At 36.7% G+C, this 21,700-nt stretch carries 16 protein-coding genes; 4 read left to right on the top strand and 12 right to left on the bottom strand.

The window, feature by feature from the left end; genetic code table 11:
- Nucleotides 1–15 precede the first annotated feature (15 nt).
- The 8 genes from AC4CVH_RS07055 to AC4CVH_RS07020 all read right to left on the bottom strand — a co-directional run bounded on the left by AC4CVH_RS07055 (nt 16) and on the right by AC4CVH_RS07020 (nt 13,565).
- The gene (locus AC4CVH_RS07055; RefSeq protein WP_490787043.1) at nt 16–1,299 is read right to left on the bottom strand and encodes an efflux RND transporter periplasmic adaptor subunit; all 1,284 of its coding nucleotides are present in this window, start codon (nt 1,297–1,299) and stop codon (nt 16–18) included.
- Nucleotides 1,300–1,380: 81 nt separating this feature from the next.
- Complete coding sequence (locus AC4CVH_RS07050; protein WP_490787042.1) at nt 1,381–2,010, bottom strand: TetR/AcrR family transcriptional regulator; 630 nt, start codon at nt 2,008–2,010, stop codon at nt 1,381–1,383.
- 152 nt (nt 2,011–2,162) lie between these two features.
- Nucleotides 2,163–2,288 carry a hypothetical protein gene (locus AC4CVH_RS07045; protein WP_490787041.1) on the bottom strand — a complete coding sequence of 42 codons (126 nt, stop codon included), beginning with the start codon at nt 2,286–2,288 and terminating at the stop codon, nt 2,163–2,165.
- Nucleotides 2,289–2,329: 41 nt separating this feature from the next.
- Nucleotides 2,330–3,148, bottom strand: a complete 819-nt coding sequence (locus tag AC4CVH_RS07040) for a zinc-ribbon domain-containing protein (protein ID WP_490787040.1) — start codon at nt 3,146–3,148, stop codon at nt 2,330–2,332.
- Nucleotides 3,149–3,171: 23 nt separating this feature from the next.
- Entirely contained in the window at nt 3,172–4,587 is a 1,416-nt protein-coding gene (locus AC4CVH_RS07035; protein WP_490787039.1) for a zinc ribbon domain-containing protein, read from the bottom strand.
- 183 nt (nt 4,588–4,770) lie between these two features.
- Complete coding sequence (locus tag AC4CVH_RS07030; RefSeq protein WP_490787038.1) at nt 4,771–8,085, bottom strand: cell wall-binding repeat-containing protein; 3,315 nt, start codon at nt 8,083–8,085, stop codon at nt 4,771–4,773.
- Between the two features lie 126 nt (nt 8,086–8,211).
- The gene (locus AC4CVH_RS07025) at nt 8,212–12,051 is read right to left on the bottom strand and encodes a cell wall-binding repeat-containing protein (protein WP_490787037.1); all 3,840 of its coding nucleotides are present in this window, start codon (nt 12,049–12,051) and stop codon (nt 8,212–8,214) included.
- 452 nt (nt 12,052–12,503) lie between these two features.
- Entirely contained in the window at nt 12,504–13,565 is a 1,062-nt protein-coding gene (locus AC4CVH_RS07020; RefSeq protein WP_490787036.1) for a cell wall-binding repeat-containing protein, read from the bottom strand.
- Nucleotides 13,566–13,735: 170 nt separating this feature from the next.
- On the opposite strand from AC4CVH_RS07020, the gene AC4CVH_RS07015 reads away from it, so the two are divergent.
- From AC4CVH_RS07015 to AC4CVH_RS07005, 3 genes are all read left to right on the top strand, one after another.
- Complete coding sequence (locus AC4CVH_RS07015) at nt 13,736–14,176, top strand: cell wall hydrolase (RefSeq protein ID WP_490787035.1); 441 nt, start codon at nt 13,736–13,738, stop codon at nt 14,174–14,176.
- Nucleotides 14,177–14,221: 45 nt separating this feature from the next.
- Nucleotides 14,222–14,797, top strand: a complete 576-nt coding sequence (locus AC4CVH_RS07010; protein ID WP_490787034.1) for a hypothetical protein — start codon at nt 14,222–14,224, stop codon at nt 14,795–14,797.
- A 130-nt stretch (nt 14,798–14,927) separates the two neighbouring features.
- A complete protein-coding gene (locus AC4CVH_RS07005; RefSeq protein ID WP_490787033.1) occupies nt 14,928–16,355 on the top strand; it encodes an MFS transporter in 1,428 nt (475 codons plus the stop codon).
- A gap of 13 nt (nt 16,356–16,368) precedes the next feature.
- On the opposite strand, the gene AC4CVH_RS07000 is transcribed toward AC4CVH_RS07005, so the two are convergent.
- Both AC4CVH_RS07000 and AC4CVH_RS06995 read right to left on the bottom strand, forming a co-directional pair.
- On the bottom strand, nt 16,369–16,635 hold the full coding sequence (locus tag AC4CVH_RS07000; protein WP_490787032.1) for a hypothetical protein: 267 nt from the start codon (nt 16,633–16,635) through the stop codon (nt 16,369–16,371).
- Between the two features lie 12 nt (nt 16,636–16,647).
- Nucleotides 16,648–17,511 (bottom strand): tRNA 2-thiocytidine biosynthesis TtcA family protein, encoded by an 864-nt coding sequence (locus AC4CVH_RS06995; protein WP_490787031.1) that lies wholly within the window; start codon nt 17,509–17,511, stop codon nt 16,648–16,650.
- 152 nt (nt 17,512–17,663) lie between these two features.
- On the opposite strand from AC4CVH_RS06995, the gene AC4CVH_RS06990 reads away from it, so the two are divergent.
- Complete coding sequence (locus tag AC4CVH_RS06990; RefSeq protein ID WP_490787094.1) at nt 17,664–19,295, top strand: GxGYxYP domain-containing protein; 1,632 nt, start codon at nt 17,664–17,666, stop codon at nt 19,293–19,295.
- A 35-nt stretch (nt 19,296–19,330) separates the two neighbouring features.
- Here the strand turns inward: AC4CVH_RS06990 and AC4CVH_RS06985 are convergent, their stop codons facing one another.
- Together AC4CVH_RS06985 and AC4CVH_RS06980 are read right to left on the bottom strand one after the other, a co-directional pair.
- The gene (locus AC4CVH_RS06985) at nt 19,331–20,233 is read right to left on the bottom strand and encodes a fused DSP-PTPase phosphatase/NAD kinase-like protein (RefSeq protein WP_490787030.1); all 903 of its coding nucleotides are present in this window, start codon (nt 20,231–20,233) and stop codon (nt 19,331–19,333) included.
- Between the two features lie 81 nt (nt 20,234–20,314).
- Nucleotides 20,315–21,688: an MATE family efflux transporter gene (locus AC4CVH_RS06980; protein WP_490787093.1), complete on the bottom strand. Its 1,374-nt coding sequence runs from the start codon at nt 21,686–21,688 to the stop codon at nt 20,315–20,317.
- Nucleotides 21,689–21,700: the final 12 nt, after the last annotated feature.

Here is a 21,700-nt window from a genome sequence, read left to right as displayed (position 1 = left end):
ACTGTACTGCCTCCCTTATTTTGCCGCCGATTTTACTGCATCACCATCTTGCAGTGTATCCACATTGGTGCAGATTACACTGTCGCCGATTTTAAGTCCGGATTTTATTTCAATGTTGTCCTTGTCAAAATTTCCTATGGTCACACTCTTCTTAGTAGCAATACCGTTATTATCCACAAACACATAATAAGCTCCATCAGTACCTGCTATAGCCTTAACAGGAACTGTAACAGCTTCTTTGCTGTTATTTGTCGGAACTTCAACATTTCCAAAAACACCAGGCTTTAATTTTCCTTCTTTATTGTCAATTTGAACCTTGCACTTAAACGACCTGGACGTTGGATTTGCAGCCCCGTCGATACTGTGTATTATACCTTCATATTTATTCTTTTTGTCGCCATTCAAATCGAAGACTACCTTTGTTCCAACTTTTGCATAGCTTAAATCACTCTGAGTTAAATTTATATCTGCATATATCGGCGAGACGGTATAAATTTTCCCGAGTACCGTACCGGGACTTATGTATTGCCCTACATTAACGGCTTTTCCAGTTATGACTCCACCAGTTGGTGCGGTTATGACCGTATTTGAAAGAGATTCTTTCAAATTATCAAGATTTGTCTGTGCAGTCTGTATATTTGCCTGCTGGGTTTCAATTGAACTGTTTGACGCATCAGCACTTGCCTGTGCCGACTCGAGAGCACTTTTTGCTGTTTTAAGCTGTGCATCCGCATTTTCCAAATCCTGCTTTGTAGCAGCTCCACCATTGTAAAGCGCCTTTACTCTGTTGTAATTGTTCTGGGCTGTATTCAAATCAATTCTAGGCTTGTTTACTTGAAGCTGTGAAGACGATGCCGTACTTCTAGCTGCCTTCAACTGTGCCTGTGCTGCCTCAACCTGGGCTTCAGCAGACTTTATGTTGTTTTGAATGTCCGTGGAGTCAATCTTTACAAGTGCTTGTCCTGCAGACACAGTCTGTCCATCATTAAAGGAAACCTGAATTACCTTGCCTGCTATCTTGCTGCTTATATCCCCCTCCTGTGACTGTTCAAGACTGGCATCAAAAACTTTTGTAGATGAAACCTTGCCCATGTCTACTTTTGTCTCTTCAACTGAAGTTGCAGTGGAATTTGCAGACAACTTCTTTTCAGTCTTTCCGCCGCCTGCCACACTAAGTACAACTACTCCTACTACAAGAATAGATAGAATAATATATCTGCTTTTCTTGTTTTTAGCAAGTTTTTTTGTCAAAAAAAATAATTTGTCTTTTAAAGCGAGTAATTTTTCCCTTATGTTCATTCTTGAATCTCCTTTTTTATATGTAAATTTATTGAACGATCAGTGAATTATAGTGTTTTAATAAAAACTAGATTTAAAAATCTAGTTTTTCCATGAATCTATAGTAAAATGAATTAGTCTTTTCATGTAATCATAACTATTTTCCTTTGGAATGTTTTCAAGAAGAAAATTCATAATCAAAACACTTGACACTGTTGCCATAATCTGATGAGTTGCCATATCAAATTCAAGCTCTTTTATCTCTCCAATTTCCACCCTGTGCCTTAAAAATTTGTTCAATTCAGACCATGCCTTCCCAAAGGACTTTCTAAGAAGCTCTTTTATCTCTTCTCCCAGAAGTTCTTTTTCCCTTGCCATTATTACAATAAAATCACTGTCAAATTTAAAATTAGCCTTCAAACTTTCACAAAAACACATCATAACCTCGTCAAGAGGCATCGTATCATCTACAGAATCCACAATATCATTTGAGTGCTGGCTTACTATTTCACAGCCTTCCCTGCATATGGTATGCAGGATTTCAAGCTTTCCTTCAGGGAAATAGTGGTAAATAAGTCCATCTGCCATACCTATACTTTGGGTAATCGCTCTTACAGGGGTGTTGTAATATCCATTTTTTGCGAATAATTTTTTGGCAGATTCCAGTATTTGTTTCTTTCTTTCAATAGCTTTCAAATCTCTACCTGTCAATTTTTTCCCATTAGCGTTCATAGTTTCCTCCACATTATTGAGCAAATGATCAATAATACAATTTTAATATTATTTTGTGTTAAAGTCAACATATCCATGCCCCTTTCATACATGAAACTGCAACGTTTTGAAGTAAAAAAGCCGCCGAATGAGCAGCTTAATTTTTATATGATTTAAAATCCTTTAACCTCTCTAAAAACTCCCTGATTCAAAAGTTTTATTGAACCATCATCAAAATATACATATACTTTATAATCTTCAGTAGGTATTACTTGTATAACTTCGGGAAAATATTCCATACAAACACTTCCTTTACATACAATTAACTAACTTAATTACATCATATTATAGCAGATGAAATTATACTTGATATTGTAGATGGAATAAATTCTACAAGCAGAGCAGATATGACAATAAAAACAACGACCACCGATATAGAAATCAAAAACAAAACATGGTCTTCCGAAATTTCCAGAACTTCTCCTGCAATCATATTAAAACATACAATGGAAGCTGTTACACCAAACAACATAATTATAATTCCAAGTTGAGTGGAAAAGTATGATGAAATTATTGAAAAACATTCAAAATACAAATATGGAAAAACCATTATAATCGCTATCTTGTAACACTTAAAAACATCAATTTTGGATTTGGAAACCAGTTTATTTATAATACAGACAATCAGAAAAACAACTGCTATGGATGCCAAAATCATTATACAATTTTGAAAGAATATATATGCATATGGTATTTTTACATTTGATTTTATTTTGTTTATTTCTGAAATTAAATTACTTATATCGTTACTTGTAATATAAGAAACATAATCAGGATACATAGATGCAAAAACTTCATAAACTTTCTTCACAATGTTAATTATAATATCATTTATATTAAAAATTATTTCACTTGCTCTCCAAATACCAAACAATCCACTTAACACCACAGCAAACGCCGTAAGAATCAAGCTATCACCTTTTCCTCCGTTGTTCACAAAATTTTTAGCCGTCATAACCGGCTTCAAAAGCATATTTACCATAATACTTAAAGTTGACTTTTTTCCTGGAGTATCATCGTCCATTTTTTTAGCACCACAATTTGGACAATAAATATCTTCTTCTTCAAGTTTTGTACCACATTTAGAACAGTATTGCATAAGTTATCCCTCTTCACATATGTTTATTTTGCCGAAGACTCCATTCTTTCCGTAAGCTGATACGTCTTGATGGTATCATTGTATTGAAACTTATATGCAGTATGAAAAGTTTTAGTATTCGGTTTTGAATCCATCTCTGAATAATCTTCATTTATTTCATATACTTCCGTTGCATATACAGTTCCAGATTTACCATCAGGATTCATTTTATATGAGTTGACAACTGCCGAATCATACTTCTCATAAAAATGACTGTCTTGACCATAATATTTATCTATTCTATCCATCTGCTGTGTATAAAATTTGCTTCCAGGGTACATATAATTTACAAGCTGAGATTTATCACCATAAGTAAGTGTATTTGCAAGTGAAGAAGCATATCCAACTATCATTGCACTTATTTCATTTTTCTTTTCTTCCGGATCTTCTCCATCCTCTTCATAGTCAAAATAGACACTTGTATCACTATCTGAAAGTTTTGAAACAGAACTTTTTATTTTCTCACCATTATAATTCATTACTGCATATATATCGGCACCGGATGCAATAGGACCTATCCTATCACCTGAATTCACAGATTTTCCAGTGTCCCTGACATTTATATAAACTTCATTTTTCGTGTACTTGGAATTTACATCCAAATATATTCCATTAAGAACATTTACCTTTGTACTTGGTATTCCATTTTTTATAAAATCTACATTCACAGTATTGTCCATTTGTCCAAAAGCACCATTTGCCCTTCCTTCTATTTTATATGTTCCAGGGACATACGGTCCAAATTGCTTTGAAAAACTGCTGCTGTCTGTCTGAAGTTGTTTTTTATCGTTTATTAAAATGTCAGCTCCCTTTACAGTTGATGTAACTGTCAAAAACACAGGATTAAAAGTTACTTTGTATTTTGGAAAAAACAGCATGATATTTCCCACTTTTTTAATATATAAACTGGATTTTTTATTTACAATTCCACCATTTCTAATACTTAAAGCCTCAGTATTTAAGTTATTCATAATATCTGTAAATTCTGAAGGTGTAGTTTTGAAAGATTTAACAACTGGTTTCAAATTCTCTTCTGTCATTTTCAATCTGCTGTCGGAGGTATACATTACACCACTCAAACCTTGTATATCATTGCTGTTTACAGCATTTTGAAATTTGGATACACACCTAAAAGGATTGCTTAAGAATCTTCCAAGAAATACAAATCCAGTTGTGAAAACTACTAAAGCAATTACACATATAATTATTCTTCTTGATTTTAAATCAGTAAATAAACTTCTAATTCTTTCCGTGTCTAAAGATGAAGTTTGATCCATATCATCATTATTTGCAGTAGTCTCTGAATTTACATAGCTTTTTGATATTGAGTCATAACCGCAATTTGGACAAATATTGCCTTCATCTTCAATTTTTGTTCCACATTTAGTACAAAATTTCATAAAATCACCTCTGAATGCCTATATCAACATTTTTTTCTTTATTTGTAAGATATTCTACGAAATATTAATAATTCCTTCTTAAAATTCATAGTTTATTAATATTTTTGAAAAAACTAATGAACATAAAAAACAGATGCATTGTCCATTTTGAACAACACACCTGTTTTCAAATCTTAATAAACTTTATTTTGCAGTTACAGTGTATCCACTCAAGTCGTCGCTTGAAGGCGAATATGTAGTATAACCTGCATTATCATGTTTTTCACTTCTTACGCTTATGCTTGATGTGCTGCTGTTTGCAGAAACCTTTATTACATCTCCCTTGTCGAAGGCAGAAGTACTGAACCTGTAAACAACAGTTTTATCATCAACACTTACAGATGTAGGAGTCAATGTCTTTCCACTTGTTACATCTTCAAATACAAAATCGTCTATATAATCTCCGTGCAGAGCAGTATCTATGTCCTGATTGAACTCTACATTTACCGTATCGGTATTCGATGCACTTATTGCCTCAAAATCACCGGATCTTGTTACAGGAGGTATATATACTTTTGTAGAACCTGTCCTTATTCTGCGTCCTGCAGCATCTGTAGACCCATTGTTTACAACGCTGAAGTTAGTACTGTCTCCACAATCCTTTATACCCTTTATTTTATCTCCGTTTTTAACGCCGGATTTGTATATAAGTGTAACCTGGCTTCCATTTGCACTGCCGCCGTCAGGTTTATATCCGTCAATCCTGAAGTCATTCATGTCGAGGGAATCTATCGGAGTATCAAAAGAAACCGTTGCAACAAGGTCATTTCCGCTGAAGTTTATCTTTGCAGTACCTGATATTATTCCGGGTCCGTCACTGCTCGAGGTTTCTATATCACCTACATATCCAATATCAAGTGAGTTTCCATATTTGTCAGTTACATTTTGAACACCCATTTGAGCTACATCTCTTGCAGTAGTTCCATCTCCACCTATAGTATAACTTGAAGGGAATTCAATAGTTACGCTTTTGTCATCATAGGATGGCGTTATAATTGCTCCGCCTGGAAGATCTCTCATTTTGCCGGTTCCATCTCTGAAAAGGTAGTTGGATCTGTTCGATATTGAATCATCATCCATAGTTTTGCTGAAAAATACTGCAACTGCCTGGTCATTGTCGGATCTCTTTACTATTTCCGTTACCTTTACAGACTCATCATCTGTACCGGACAAATTAACGGTATAGGTATCAATTACATTTGGTTTTGCCTCTGTATCTATTATATTTTTCACAGTCAATTTGTAATCCGAACCTTTAAGCGCTCCGTCCTGGAACTTAAGTTCAAAAGTTCTGTTGTTGTTTCCATCTACTGTTATCGTATTTACATTATTAAGCTTGTAGCTTACGTCATTTCCATCTGAATCTTCAATTGTGTAGTTTCCAATATTTGTTGCAGTGCTTCTTAGTACATCTTTGCTGAATTTTATTCTTATAGTATCATTGTCCAAAATGCTTGCCGATGTTACCTCAGGTTTTTCACTGCTGCTTCCATAGTAAAGTGTCTTGGTTGTCTTCACTATATTGTTTCCGAAGGTATCTTCCACATCATCATCCACAAGGATTGTATTTGTTCCCTGATCCAGATCTCCACCCAAATTCTTTATCTTTACCACGCTGTCGCCGGAATCGGCATCAAAGGTCATATAAGACTTGTCTACATCTACAGTATCACCATTTATCTTGTAGTTGTCAGGATCAAGTGCAGTCTGAGTATCCATAGGCCTGTCGAATTTTATATAAAGAGTTCCTGCATTGTTGCTTGTTACACTTTCAACCTTCGGTGTCCCGGATTCCGCATTTACAGTAAAATTCTCCGACTCTCCCTTTATTGGAATGTTTGCCGCATTGTCAAACTTGCTTCCTGAAGTACCTGTCGGCATTGTAAAAGTATTCTGTCCTATAGGAAGAGGTGAATTAAAATAAAGATCCACTCCACTTGCCCAGTCGCCGCACTGATTTACAAGTTTTGTATAACTCTTATTGTAACCGTAGTTTGTAACACTTCTCTTGTTTATTTTCATGGATTTAAGGTCTGAATCCTGCATTCTTATTGCTTCGGAAAATCTTATCTCCAACTTATTTCCACCAATAGGAGTTACCGATTCTATAGAAGGCGCCCCTGTTGCATTAAAGGTAACATCCCTTTCATATTCCGTTATTCCCCTTGAGGAATCATCGCTTAAAACATTATCCTTTACTTTGAAGGTAACATCCTTACCCTGGGAAAATGGATTTCTAAATGTAAGTATAACTGTTCTTCCATCATCCTGAAGAGTCGCAGAAGCCTGGGTCTGAGCTTCTGAACCAAGCTGGCTTCCATCTATCTCATAATTTGCAGCCCTTTCAGCGGAGGTTTTATCGACTTTTGTATTGAAAACAACTTTTATCTGATTGAGTCCAACCGTACTTACGGAATTTACAGTATCACTTGTACCAACAATTCCATTTGCCGCATTTTCAATGTCAGATACAGTACTATCTGAAACAGCACCTTTTTCAGATAGTACATTAAGCTTTGAAGCAGACGATGCCTTTGACTTTATGTAATTTAACGCATTTGTAGTCTGTGTATCGCCATTTCCGTTTACAAGTACAAGAGGTGCAGATTTTATTCCTGCAATGGATGCAGATACAAGAGCATCTGCATATCTGCTTCCCGTTGCATTTGCCACATAAATGTTATCGGATTTCAAAGTGCTGTCAAAAGCCTTTAAAACATTCAAATTGGTTGCAAACCTGTCCGATCCACCATTTATTCTCTCCACTGCACCTACAGACTTGTAGGTTTCATCATTTACAAGATTATTTGTTCCAATTACAGTTACCTTTGAACTGTTTGATTTTACAAAATTTACAATAGGCGTCATTGCAGTCTTGTCATTTCCGCCTAAAAGAAGGATTTCACCTTTCGCAGAAGCTACAGGTGCCGCAGACAGTGCATCTGAAAATTCACTTCCACCTACCATCATTACATTTGAGGGATTCATGCCAAGGTCTACAAGTTTTTTGGCAACTAGGGAATTTGTTGCATATCTGTTTGCTCCACCAAGTTCTACAAGATTACAGCCGGAGCTTTTAAGCTGATTTCTTACAGCCTGCGATATTACTCCCGTTCCACCAACTATATAAACATTTTTTGCATTCAATTTACTTATTTCACTTTGCGTGTCACTGTTAAGGCTTGTCTTTCCAGTAAAAAGCACTGGTGCATCAAGCTGTTTTGAAAGGACTACTGCACTTATGGCATCTGAATAACTCTCACCTGAAACTAGAATTACATCCTCTGAGCTAGTCCAATTCGACTCTGCTGCAGATACTGCCATCTTGTAGACATCTTCCCCTTCTATTTTATTCATGCTTGCTGACGCCGCTGAAACCGTCGCTGCTGGAACAGCTGCCGACATAACAAGGGAAAATACAGCAGTTCCTCCCAGGGCACTTAAAACCTTTTTATTCATAAATATACTACCTCCAGTTTATTTTACATATATATGAATATTGTACCATAGATACACATTTCATAGGAAAAATTTTAATATAAAAAAAAGAACAACCACAAGGGCTGTCCTTTTTTATAAAATTACTTATTTAATAGTATAAGTAGCAGTTGTATATCCATTTTCTGCTGTTACAATAACTTTGTATCCAGCTACAACATTGCCACTAGTAACCTCAGTTTCTCCGTCTTCTTTAAATACTTTAACAGTATATTCTTTTCCAGTAGTTAAGTCAGCTTTAAAATCAGACACAACTGGAGTTGCTCCTTGTAAATCTATTGTCTTAGCAGAACTATCAACAGAATAAGTACTTGAAGCTAAAGCTGTACTATTACCCAAAGTACCATTTATTACTACGTCAATTCCATCTTTATCATCACTTGATGGTACATAGTATGCATATTTGTCATTTCCATCCTTCAGAGTAGAAATAGTATTCTTTCCTGAATTAAGATTAGGCTTAACAGTAATAGTTTTTCCTGCAACAAACTTTTTAGCATCCTCAGTCTTAAATGTAAACTTAACTGTATCATTATTCTCTCCTACAACCTCTACATCATCTGCATCTATTGTAGTTCCTGCAACATTAAAAGTAAAGCTTGAAGTAGTTACGCTATGACTGTCAATTGTAGTATCAAACTTAAGGTCAACTTCTGGAGTAGTTTCATTCTTTGCAAACCAAGTAGCTGAGTTAACAACTGTTCTAGGTGCTGCATTATAGAAATATGGATTTACTTCTGTTACCCCAGCACTAATTGGAGCACCTGTAACATCTTTAACATTACCAGAAGTTATAGTTAATGGAGCATTTACACCCTTACTCTTTATTGCATTAATTTTAGTATTTAAATCTTTTGAATCCTCAACTGCTGGTGCATCTGAAGCTGAGCCAGTTACATTCTTATCAGCATAGAAAGTAAGTGTTACAACACTTCCACTTGCTTTAGCCAAATCAGCTGCTTGACCTGCAACTTTGAAATCATCATAATGTCCAACCAAAGTATCAGTATCAATTGGTTTAGTGAAATTAACGTCTACTTTTAAGTCATCACCATCACCATTATCACTGTAGTAAACCTTCATTGAATTAGCTTTAACTGTTGCACCACTATTAGCTGCATCTATTATTTCTCCACCATAATTTCCTACTTCCAAAGCATTTCCATCATTATCCTTAATTCCAGTAGCATAGATAGCCTTTACTTGATTATCGTAAGAAGTTATTTTTTCATTATAAACACCTGTTTTAGTGTAATAAGTATAAGAAGAAGGTAATTTAATAGTTACACTCTTATTATCAGAACTTACTGAATCAATACTTGCATTACTTGGAAGTGGTTTTGTATCTCCACTCTTATTTTCATACTTATAATTGTCTATGTCGTTCAACGTACTTGAATCCATTGCCTTGTTAAATACCAAAGTAATTTTTCTAAAGCTATTGTTGCCATCACTATTTGAAGCTGAATCATTTACACCATAAACGCCAGTTACTTCCGCATTTACATCTCCCGATCCATCAAATGAAACCTCTTTGTCATCTATTACATTTGGAGTCGAAGCTGTATCCTGTATATTCTTAATTTCAAGAGTATATTTAGAATCAGTTAACTTATACTGTGTGCCACTCGAATCTTTTCCTAGGTGGATGTCAAATACATTTGCAGTCTTCGCATCTTTGTCTCCTGGTACATCAATATATGCTCCAGATTCTTCTTCTATTTCATTTGTTATATCAGTACCGTCACCGTCTCTTAACTTGTAATTTGAATCATTAGTTGCATAATCTGCATCCACGTCTTTTGTGAATTTAACCCTTATAGTATCATCGTCAAGAGCAGTTACTGAACTTACATCAGGTTTTGTTGTATCTTCATCAAGTGTAAATGATTCATAAGTATCATCAGCAACTTTGTTGCCATAAGCATCTTTTACTTTGTCACTTATATACAATTTATTTGAATTTTTATTAAGTAATGAACTTACACCACTTATCTTAATCTGAGTATCATCCTTTTTAAGTTCAACTTTGGCATCTTTCAGATTTTCTTCATCATCTACTCCGTTTATTCCATAATACCCTGCATTTGTAGCAGTTTTTGCATCCATTGGCCTGTCAAAGTTTATATAAACTTTTCCACTGTCTTCAGCTGTTATACTGTTGATTTTAGGAGCACTTGTAAGTGTATCTACTGTAAAGTCTACTGTAGTATCCTCAATTGGGAATCCAGCGGCATCTGATAATATAGTATCATCAGCATCTGAAATTTTCAACGTATTATCTCCTGTTGGAAGATCATCATCGAAATAAAATTCTACTTCATCTGTATAGAATACATTATCAGTTGTATTTTCAACTGAGTTGTCTAATTTAGAAAGAGTATCACCATTTCCATCTTCTTCAGTAGTATTAAGTCCATATGATGTTAGATTATCATCACCTATTTTAAATTTAGATGCCAATTTTTGAATTGCCTGTGCTTCACTAGTAGCCTCTACTTTTATAGCTTCTGAAAATTTAACATCTAATTTTTTATTTCCTCTAGCTTCTACTGAATCAATTGTAGGAGTTGTAGTATCTTCAAAAGTTATAGTCTGAGTATACTTAGGAACATTTCCTGACTTGTCAGCTGTAAGTATTCCTTTTTCTACTTCTACATCAACATCACTATTTTGATCTTGTTTTTTTGCAAGAGTTATTATAACGGTTTTATCGTCATCCTGTAATGAAGCTGATGCATCAGTTTCAGGATTCTTATTTTCTGTAAGCTTAGTACCGTCAACTTTATAATTAGCTACATCTTCAGCTGTATCTGAATCAACTTTACTGCTGAATACAACCTTTATCTGGTTTAATCCAACTGCACTGATTGATGAAACTTCTGCATTGTCATCACTCTGAGGATTAACTTTGTCGTTTATCTTGCTAACTAATGAATCTGAAACTACGCCAGTTCCACCTACAACCTGAAGGTCTGTGGATTTTGTAGCTTTTGTTCCAATGTAGTTTAATGCGTTTGAAGTTGCATCTGAACTATCGGAATCAAGAAGTACAAGCGGAGCTGAATTCTTTCCAGCTATTGCTGATGCTACAAGTGCATCTGCAAATGCAGTATCTTTTGCTCCGTCAGCATTTGCTTTTCCAGTAGCTGCATAAAGCGAAGTAGCTTTAAGGTCACTGTCAAATGCCTTTAATATGTTAATGTTTGTAGCAAATCTATCTTTTCCACCATCTATTCTCTTGTCTGCTGCCAAGTTTGAATATGTGTCGGCATCTACACTGTTTGTAGTTCCGATTACTGTTACATTTGCATCCTTTGCAAATTCATCAGTTGCTTTCATTGAAGTCTTGTCGTTTGTTGTAAGAAGAAGTATCTGATCCTTTGCAGCTGCAACTGGTGCTGCTGATAAAGCATCTGAATATGCCTGTCCAGTTACTGCGAGCATATTGTCTTTGCTTACTCCAAGGTCAACTAACTTGTTTGCTACTGCAAGGTTTGTGTCATATCTGTTTGTTCCAGCAAGCCTTGTTACTTTGTAGCTTGAAAGTGAACTTTCAACTGACTGTGAAACTGCTCCAGTTCCACCAACTATATAAACATTCTTTGGGCTCAATTTTTCAAGTGCGCTCTTTGCATTTGAATTAAGTGAGTCAGCTTCTGTAAGAAGTATTGGTGCATTTAATTTTTTAGCCAAAACTGATGCACTTACTGAATCTGCGTAGCTTAATCCGTTAACCAATATAACATTTTCAGCACTTGTCCAGTTTGTTGTTGCAACCTTTGCTGCTGTTTCGTATCTATCTGCTCCGCCTGTTCTTGTTACGGAACCTGCTGCTGCTTTAACTGGTCCAGCTGTAAGAGCTGTAGTTAAAACAAGTGACATAAGTGTAGCACTTGCAAGTGCCTTTGTAGTTTTCTTACTCATAATCGTATTTACCCTCCTCGAATTTAAGTGAACTTTAATTAAAATTCTTTAATATATATATATATTATTTAATATATACTTTTTTTTAGAATGCCTGTCTAAAAATACCTTTGGCACTCATAAAACAGACACAATTATACCATAGATAAATTGCATAATCCACCAAAAATTTTATCATATTCATAATTAATGCAATTTCTACTGAATATTATAACATAACCATATTTTAATTTCTATAGGATATATCTAGCAATAATCAATTAAATTGCAAATGTCTGTCTATTTTTACATGTATACTTTATAATTCACGCACTGATATACTATTCTACAAAAGTTAAAAAAACCCTTCTTTTTTTTACAAAAAATTTTTTGCAAAAAAGCATAGCATAAAATCAGCTTTTCAGTTCACACCCATTAGACGAACCTTCCATGGAAAATGCTCCAATTTTTTTTTATTCTACTCCAATTACTTCAAAAGGATCCTCATCACGGAAACATTCTTCAGCTTCATTTGATACAGCTCCACTTCCTCCAACTATTACTATACTTGGGCTTTTCTCTACACCAAGAAGATAGTTTCTGGCTCTTAAAGTGGCATCGTCTGCCTTGTATCCTGAAAGCAAAAGCGGTGAATTTTCTTTTGCAGCTGCTGCTGAAGCTACAAGTGCATCTGCAAACTCAAGATCATTTCTTCCTCCTGTTGCTACGTACACTTTGCTGAAATCCAAGCTGTAGTTCTTTCTGAAATATTCAAGCACTGAAGTATTCGTGTCATAACGGTCTTTTGTATTTCCTGTTATCTTTGTCGCATTTACAGACTTTACAACAGAAGACGGCAAAACTGCATCTCCTCCAACTGCATATATCTTGTTGAAATTCTTTGCAATTTCTTTGACAGAATCACTTACTCCTGTAGTATCTGCAAAAAGTACAGGATAGCCCTTTTGCGCTGCAAGTGCTGCTACAGAAAGTGCATCAGGATAGTTGTATCCGTAGACAAGCATTGCAGTTTTCTGGCCGCTCATTGAAAATACTTTTTTTGCAACTGCTGCATTTGTTCCTGTCCTTGTTGTATCCACATTTCCATCTGCATCCGTATATCCTGCTATACGCTCTACATCGTATCCGGATCCTTTGAGCTTGTTTTCCACATTATCGGATACTACTCCACTTCCGCCTACTATGTATACCTTCTTTGCACCCAGGCTCTTTATAGTATCTGCCACTTCACTTTCAAGCTCGTCCCCTTTTGTAATGAGAATAGGCGCATCAAGCTGTTTTGCAAGTGGTGTTGCAGATACTGCATCAGCATAATTGTAACCATATACCAAAATTACATTTTGGGAGCTTGTAAACTGCGTTTTTGCAAGGTTGTCTGCAGTTTGTATTCTTCCGCCGCTTCCTCCATCTATTCTGGTAACACTTGGCGCAGCCTCGGCCTTCATGCCTGTAAATCCAATGGCAAGTGCCAGAGACAGTACTGCAGGCGCTAAAATTTTCTTAATTGTAATCATAAATTGTGTACCCCTCTCTTGTTATTATGATTTTTTTCAGCTGTATATTCCAGCCAACAGATAATATTATATAACATTAATATTCATTTTCCTACCTTTAAATAGTTGTAACTTTTTAATTGGATATAAATAAAATAATATTATACCAAGATTTTATGAGGTGAAGCCAGATGGCTTTTTCAGACAGGGAACTTCTTGCAAGAATCATAAAATGTGAAGCTGGCGGCGAAGGTGAAAATGGAATGAAGGGAGTCGCCACAGTAATCATGAACAGGGTGAGGGTTCCCTACGGTGAATACCACAGAATAGGCCAGGGTGATATAAGAAGAATACTTTACCAGGAAGGCCAGTTTGACTGCATGAGAGATGTCATAAATGGAGTTCCAAATCCCCAGACAATATGGTCAAATCCGCCGGAGCAGATACATTACGATATTGCCGACTGGGCTCTCGCAGGAAACAGACTCTTTGACATAGGATATTCTCTGTGGTACTTCAACCCCTATGCCCCTTGCCCAGGACTTTTCCCGAGCACTGGAGTTGGAAGTTTCCAGGTTAAAGTATTAAACCACTGTTTCTACAATCCTACAGAACTTTACGCAGATACCTAAAAAATAAATTTATAATAATTAATAATTCATGGAGGTTGTCAATTTATGATTTCAAGTTATCCTGATTATTTTACTGCAGTGCCTGTGATGCCAAGAGGTATCCCTGTAATGCCGGGATATCCTTCCATAGGTGAATTTATGGAGCCAGTAGACGGATACTACAGATTCGACGAAAATCAAAATCAAAACTCAAACAATACCAAAAGCGAGAAAAAAAGCAGCAAAAAAGAAAAGGATACTATAGAAGAAGATACTGAGAAGATGAAAGACAAGAAAAAGAAGAAAATGGGCAAAAAAACTTCTGTTAAAGGAGATGAAAATTCTGCAAGACAGCACTCTGCAGGTTCAACTGGAGGCACCGCCTCTCAAGGAGGATCAACTTTCGAGATGGCACCCGGATCTCCTGTAAGCCAGGATATAAATTACACGCAGGGGTACTTAAGAACACAAATAGGCAAGAGGGTTAGGGTAACCTTCCTTCTTGGAACAGGCACACTTCAAGACCGTACCGGAATACTCCAAAATGTCGGTATAAGTTATATCATACTGAGAAATGAAGAATCGAATTCAAATGAACTCGGAGATATTTATTCCATAAAATTTGTAACTATATTCGATTAACTCTTGCGGACTTTGTTCCGCTTTTTTTTTATGCATATTAATCTCAACTTGACTCCATGGACAGTTATAGAGTAGAATTTTTTTACTTGCAGCAAAATATTAAAAAATAAGTTATAGGAGATGATGTCGTATGGGAAAAGCTGACTACAAATGGATAGCCCTCTCCTGTACTACAATAGGAGCATTGTTCTCGGTTCTGAGCGGCAGTACTCTAATGATAGCACTGCCTGTCATAATGAAAGACCTCAATGCTGGAATGGGCATAATAATGTGGACTGTAATGGGATATATGCTTTCACTTACAATACTTGTCCCATCCATAGGCAGAATAGCCGACATGTTTGGCAGGAAAAAATTATATGTATTTGGGTTCTCACTGTTTACTGCAGCTTCTCTTTTCTGTTCCTTGTCATCTACGGGACTGCAGCTTCTGATATTCAGAATGGTACAATCTGTAGGCGGCGCACTTATGGTTGCAAACAGTACCGCAATAATTGCAGACGCCTTTCCAAAAGGCGAACTTGGAAAGGCCCTTGGAATAAACTCAATGATAATAAGTGTGGCTGGCGTCATAGGTCCCATACTCGGAGGGTTCCTAACAAATTTCGGCTGGAGAAGCATATTCTATATAAATGTTCCCATAGGAGTGTTTGGTACTATATGGGCCGGACTTTCACTGCGTGAAATGGAAAAGCCTTCGAGAGATGAAACCTTCGACTTCAAGGGAACTTTTTCCTTTACTCTAGGTATGCTTTCACTTTTGATTGCAATTACAATAGGCGGATTCACCTCCTGGGAAAACACACCTGTGGTGGCTCTTTTTATAGCAGCTTTTGTACTTATAATATTGTTCCTTCATATTGAAAGCTGTGTAAAATACCCAATGCTGGATTTAAGGCTTCTAAAAACACGGCTTCTTGCAGCAGCCTACGCGAGCACATTACTTAACGGAATAGCCCGCGGCGCTGTAATGTTTCTTATTATTTTTTTCTTTGAAAGCACAAAAGGCGTAAGTCCTGTAATGTCCGGAATACTTCTCGCTCCTTTTGCAATAGCAATGATGGTGTCCTCTCCCATAAGCGGAATACTGTCGGACAAGTATGGTGCAAGAATTTTAAGCTCACTTGGTCTTGTGGTATCCGCCGTAGGTCTGCTGGGGCTTATGGAAATAAGTCTAAACTCCTCAATAATCAGCATAAGCATATGGATGATGATCATGGGAATAGGCTCCGGATTTTTCTTCTCTCCAAACACAAGTGCAATAATGAACAGCGTGCCTTCACACAAAAGAGGTGTTGCTGCGGGAGTAAGAACAATGGCAAACAATGCAGGAACAGTGCTTAGTATAGCAATATCAATGGCTATACTATCTTCAAGCGTACCCCACGGGGCGATTCAGACACTCTTTGTACACACAGGCCTTCACTCATCTGCAAAGTTCATAAGCGGACTCAGGACAGTATTTACAATTTCATTTTTCTTCAGCCTCTTTGCAGCTTTCATATCATTTTTGAGAGGCTCACCACCTAAATGGGATTCAGAATCAGCAAAGGAATAGACTAGAAATTCATCTAGTCTTTTCTGTCAATCTCCTCTATCACAAACTTGTCATAGGAAAATTCATCTATAAAGTTGTCTTTTGTAAATGAAGTTTTTCTCCTTGCATTATACTCATCTACATTTGCCGGCAGCCAGTAGGGTGTCTCTATATCAAAGTTTCTGCATATCTCGTTAATACAGTTTTTAAGATTATCCTGGTATGTACCATCTTCGTCCGAACTTGCAGCCATATCTTTTATTATTTTATTTTTTGTAACAATTTTTCCCCATATTTTCAATTTGCCATCTCCCTATGTATCATAATCTTCAAGGAAAGAATGTTTTGTGTCATTCTTTGTCCAGCCAAGTATCGAATCCATATTGACATTTTGTGCAGCATGGAAAATAGATTTGTCGACTGCATCCGATTCTTTTTTGAGCTTTTTTATCATTTCCTTTATTTCATAACGCTTGCCGCCTATTTTCTTTGATGCCACCATACAGGCACAATTTAAAGGCCATATTCCACTTCTCTGTATGAAGTTTTGTATATATTCCTCCTTTATATAATAGAGAGGCCTTATAAGCTCCATGTTCTTGAAATTGTCAGACTTGAGCTTTGGAAGCATTGTCCTGAAGTTCCCGGAGTACAAAACATTTAAAAGCGTTGTCTCTATAACATCATTGAAGTGATGTCCCAGAGCCAGCTTGTTGCATCCGAGTTCCTGTGCCTTGCTGTAGAGAGAACCACGCCTCATCTTTGCGCACATATAGCAGGGATAGTCATTTGCTATCTTGTTTATTACGTGAAAAATTCCAGAATCATATAATTTTATCGGTATGTTCAAATACTTGCAGTTGTCTATTAGAAGATTTTTTATACTTTCATGATAGCCGGGGTCCATTGCGATAAATTCCACCTCGAACTTTACCTTCCAGTGCCGCATAAGCTCCTGAAAAAGCTTTGCCATAACCATGCTGTCCTTTCCTCCCGAGACTGCAACGGCAATCTTGTCACCTTCCTCTATCATTTCAAAATCGCTTACTGCTTTTACAAATTTGGACCATAGATTTTTTTTGTAAGTCTTTGTAAGGCTGTGTTCTATATCTGCAAGAGATTTTCTTTCATTAAACGGTACAAGTATGTCGCAGCCTTTTCCTGCAATATCATCCATGATTCCACCTCTTTCCATAAAGAAATATATCGTGCTTTTTTATTTATATTATAACAAAAAATAATATGGATATTAACCTTGTGAATTTTGTAATCATGTTTTTAATAATTAGACAAAGCCTGCGCATACTAAATGTGGAGGTGATTATAATGATGAAAAAGAAATTAAAATTTACAATTATTTTGATGTCAATATTCTTTTTATGCACAAGCCTTGTATTTACTGTGGCTGCAAAAGAGGCCGGAGTTTCCTGCAATCCCTATATAAAAAACAAAACCATACCTGAATTTTTATATGTAATAGAGCAAAATAACCTTGCCTCTTCGGAGAGGACGATGATATCCACCCTTCAGGGAATAACATCAAATTCAAAATATCAGATATACACACTTGACGCCGGTCAGCCTTCCTATAAAATCTGGCTGGATGATCTCAAAAAAAATTACGGGATAAAATACAAAGTGGTCAAAGATCCCTGGAAACTTGTATCTATATTCAAACCATATATAAAAGGATATATTTTATACGAAAATGCAGATTCTGGAGACCCCTCAATAAACAATGCCTGTTCCCTGGCATCCCTTAAGAACTCAATTGTCATAGACGCTTCAATTGAGAAAAAAGTACAAAAGGCGGGAATAAAGAACAAAATTTTCGACTGCCGCGGCACGGACAAATACTGGGCATACAACAAGCTGTGGAATTCCGGATTGAATCATTCCTGCACAATCGAGCTTGATCCAACCAGAAAATCAGCCCTTCGTGACTATGCCATAATGACAAAGTCCCTTGTATTCTACGAGGAAAATAAAAATGAATTCACTCTTAGGAACAAAGTATTTTCTTCCATGAATAAAAATTCCATATGTCTTGGCTGGGGTCCCTCCGAATTTTCAAATATCTCCTGTGCATCAAGGCACGGAATCAGCATAGTTCCTGCAGACTGGTCCTATAACCTCAGTGTACTCAGTTCCATTCCATCTAAACCCATCTCCCAGGAATCCGACAGAACCTTCTTTTCATACATGGACAGAAAGAGTCTGCCAAACAAACACTGTCATTATGTCACCTTTATAATGTCAGACGGAGACAACCAGCAGTGGAATCTCGGACGCTGTTACTCGTCTGACAAATGGTACGGCTCAAAATACAGGGGAAAATTCAACATGGGCTGGTCCATAACTCCTTCACTTTACTATCTTGCACCCTCCTCCTTTAAAATGTATTACGATTCGGCGTCAAAGTACGGCTTCAAGGACTATTTTACAGTATCTCCTTCAGGGTTCGGCTATATGTACCCTTCAATGTTTGAAAAGAGCGCCCTGGACCTCAACATAAAATGTCTGAACGAATACATGAAAAATGCAGATCAGAGTTATATATGCATACTTGACGACAATGCCCTTTATAAAAAAGACATATGGGACAAATATACAAAACAGCCAAACATAGAGGGCATTTTCTATCTGGACTATAAAAGACAGGACAATTACGCAGGCGATATTGTATGGAGCAACAAAAAGCCTGTAGTGTCCTGCCGAAAACTTCTTTGGTCCGGAATAGAAGATGAAAATTCACTTGTACGTGATATAAACAATTTTGTGTCGGAGGGAGGTACGGATGTCCACAATAAAGATGCCTACACCATGGTTTACGTCCACGCATGGAGCCAGACACTAAAGGATGTGTATTCTGCAGCTTCAAAACTCTCTCAAAATCCATATGTAAAAGTTGTTCCTCCATCCATATTCATGGAAAGCATAAAACAAAATATGCCCAGATGAGTGAACTTTTTCACTTCACTCATCCAGGCATATTTCTAGTTTGTCTTAAGCCACGTTGACCAGCTGGTCTTGAAATTATCATCATTCTCACGGGCATATTTGTAAAACTTTCTTAGAAAATCGGATCTTTTATGCGAACTGCTGTCTTTTCCGTCCTCAGGTTTCAAAAGCGACTTTCCTCCCATAAGAACCTGTCTATCCATTATATCCTCAAGACTCACCTGCTTTGCATTTTTCATCATGTCATACATCGCCATGAAAGTTGTCGTCCTTCCTATACCGGCCTTGCAGTGAAAATGAAGCCATGTATCTTCCGGAAGCTCAGTTACAGTTTTTACGAAATAATCCACCATATCGTCTTCAGGTCTTTCAGTATCTGTAACAGGTATCCTTATGTACTCCATTCCATTTTCACGGACAAGCTCTTCTTCACTCTGAACTTTCTTTGGAACCACAGTTTTGTCTTTTATTTTTATGGATTTTCCCTTTTTTACAGATTTAAGTCTTTTCTTCTCCTCTTTTATAACCTGCTTTCTCGTAAGCCCCTTGTTTGCCTTGTTTCCCTCATCGTTTTTCCAGCTTACCGCAAAATCATTTATGAATCCGTGAGATTCCTGCCTCAAATCCACTACCGCTATCTTGTCGCTTTCTATTGCCTTTTTAACCATTCCTATGTTTCCCGGTGTAAATTGTGCACTTCCGGATTCTTTAAGTTCCTTAAGTCCCGTAAGATTCGGCATCTTGCCTTCTGTCTCTATTTTATCGCTGGATTTTCTGAATCTTTTTGGCATCTCGCCTTTTTTCTTTGAATCAAAAGTTATTTTAAGATTTCCGCTATCATGATTCTGTTTGTACAATTCCTTTGAAAAAACACTTGTCATTCCTGCTGTAAATACGAAAAACAGCAAAAACGCAAGTACTTTAAATTTCTTTTTCATATAAATAAATCACCTCACAAAATATATTTGAAATACCCTTATATTTTGTTTAGTAATCCTTCATATTATACATTTTAAAAACTACTGCCTTTTTACAAGCACAATACTCTTCCATTTTCCCTTTTTGAATCTTATATAATACAATATTCCACGTACAAACCAGTCTATATACATTCCAAGCCATACTCCTATTAATCCGAGTCCAAAACTTATTCCAAGTATATAACCCGCCACTATCCTAAAAACCCACATTCCTATCATGGTTGTAAACATTGTGTACTTCGCATCTCCCGCCCCTTTGAGTCCTGCAGGCAGCACAAAAGAAGTGGACCACAGCGGTATACAAAGTGCATTTATCCTCAAAAGTATAGTTGTCAAGTTCACAGTGGCTGCATTTGTTGTATAGAGAGAAACCCAGATTCTGGCCGTTGGAATGGATATAATCCCTATTATTATGAGGAGTGCTGTGGAAGTTTTATAAAGATAAGACAGACATCTGTCCGCCTCTTCACTATCGCCTCTTCCCATATACCTTCCAATAAGCGCCGTAGCCACAATACCTATGGAGTTCCCAGGTATGTTTATCATTGTAGCTATTGAATTTCCTATAGTATTTGAAGCTATGGACACCGTACCCATTCCAACTATGAAAACCTGCGTTATAAGCTTTCCTCCGTTGAATATGAGAGACTCCACACTGGCTGGAATTCCCACCCCGAACACAGGCCTTATGATATCCATGTCCATCTTATAACTGAACACCTTTGTAAGTTTCAAAATTCTGGTACCCCTCAGCAGTACTCCAAAAGCCAAAAGTCCACCTACCGTTCTTGCAATGGCAATGGCAATTGCGGCACCGCGCACTCCCATGCTGTGTATGTGAATATGGGCATAGGACATGTTTATATTCACCCCATAGATAAATATATATCCCAAAATTACATTCAGCACATTCATAAACATGGTTATTTTCATTGGAGTTTTTGAATCGCCGCTTCCTCTAAGGACACCATTTGCCATAAGGTCAAGAGCTATAAACGGATAGGTAACCATGGTTATCTTGAAATACAAGGATGCATAGTCTATAACTATCTTGTCTGCTGCTCCGTAGAGAACTACTATAAGCTGCTTTTGAAACAAAAATATGGCAAAAGTTATTAAAAATGCTACAATCATTCCAGCGTACAAGGCTTGTTTCATTGCACTATTGGCCATTTTAGGATTTTCCTGTCCTATATACTGTGCCACAACAACAGTACCTCCCACCGCAAGAGCTGAAAAAAATGCTATCAATATATAGTTGAAGGAATCTATCATTCCTATTGCAGATACTGCTTCCTTGCTTATGTGCCCTGCCATCATGGTATTTACCATACCAAGAGTGGCAACAAAAAGCTGCTCGGCAAAAATAGGCATTCCGAGTTTGTATACATCCTGTCTTACAAATTTTTTCATATTAAAAGTCAA

The organism is Clostridium pabulibutyricum, from assembly GCF_058242705.1.
This window is presented reverse-complemented; position numbering and strand designations above follow the sequence as displayed.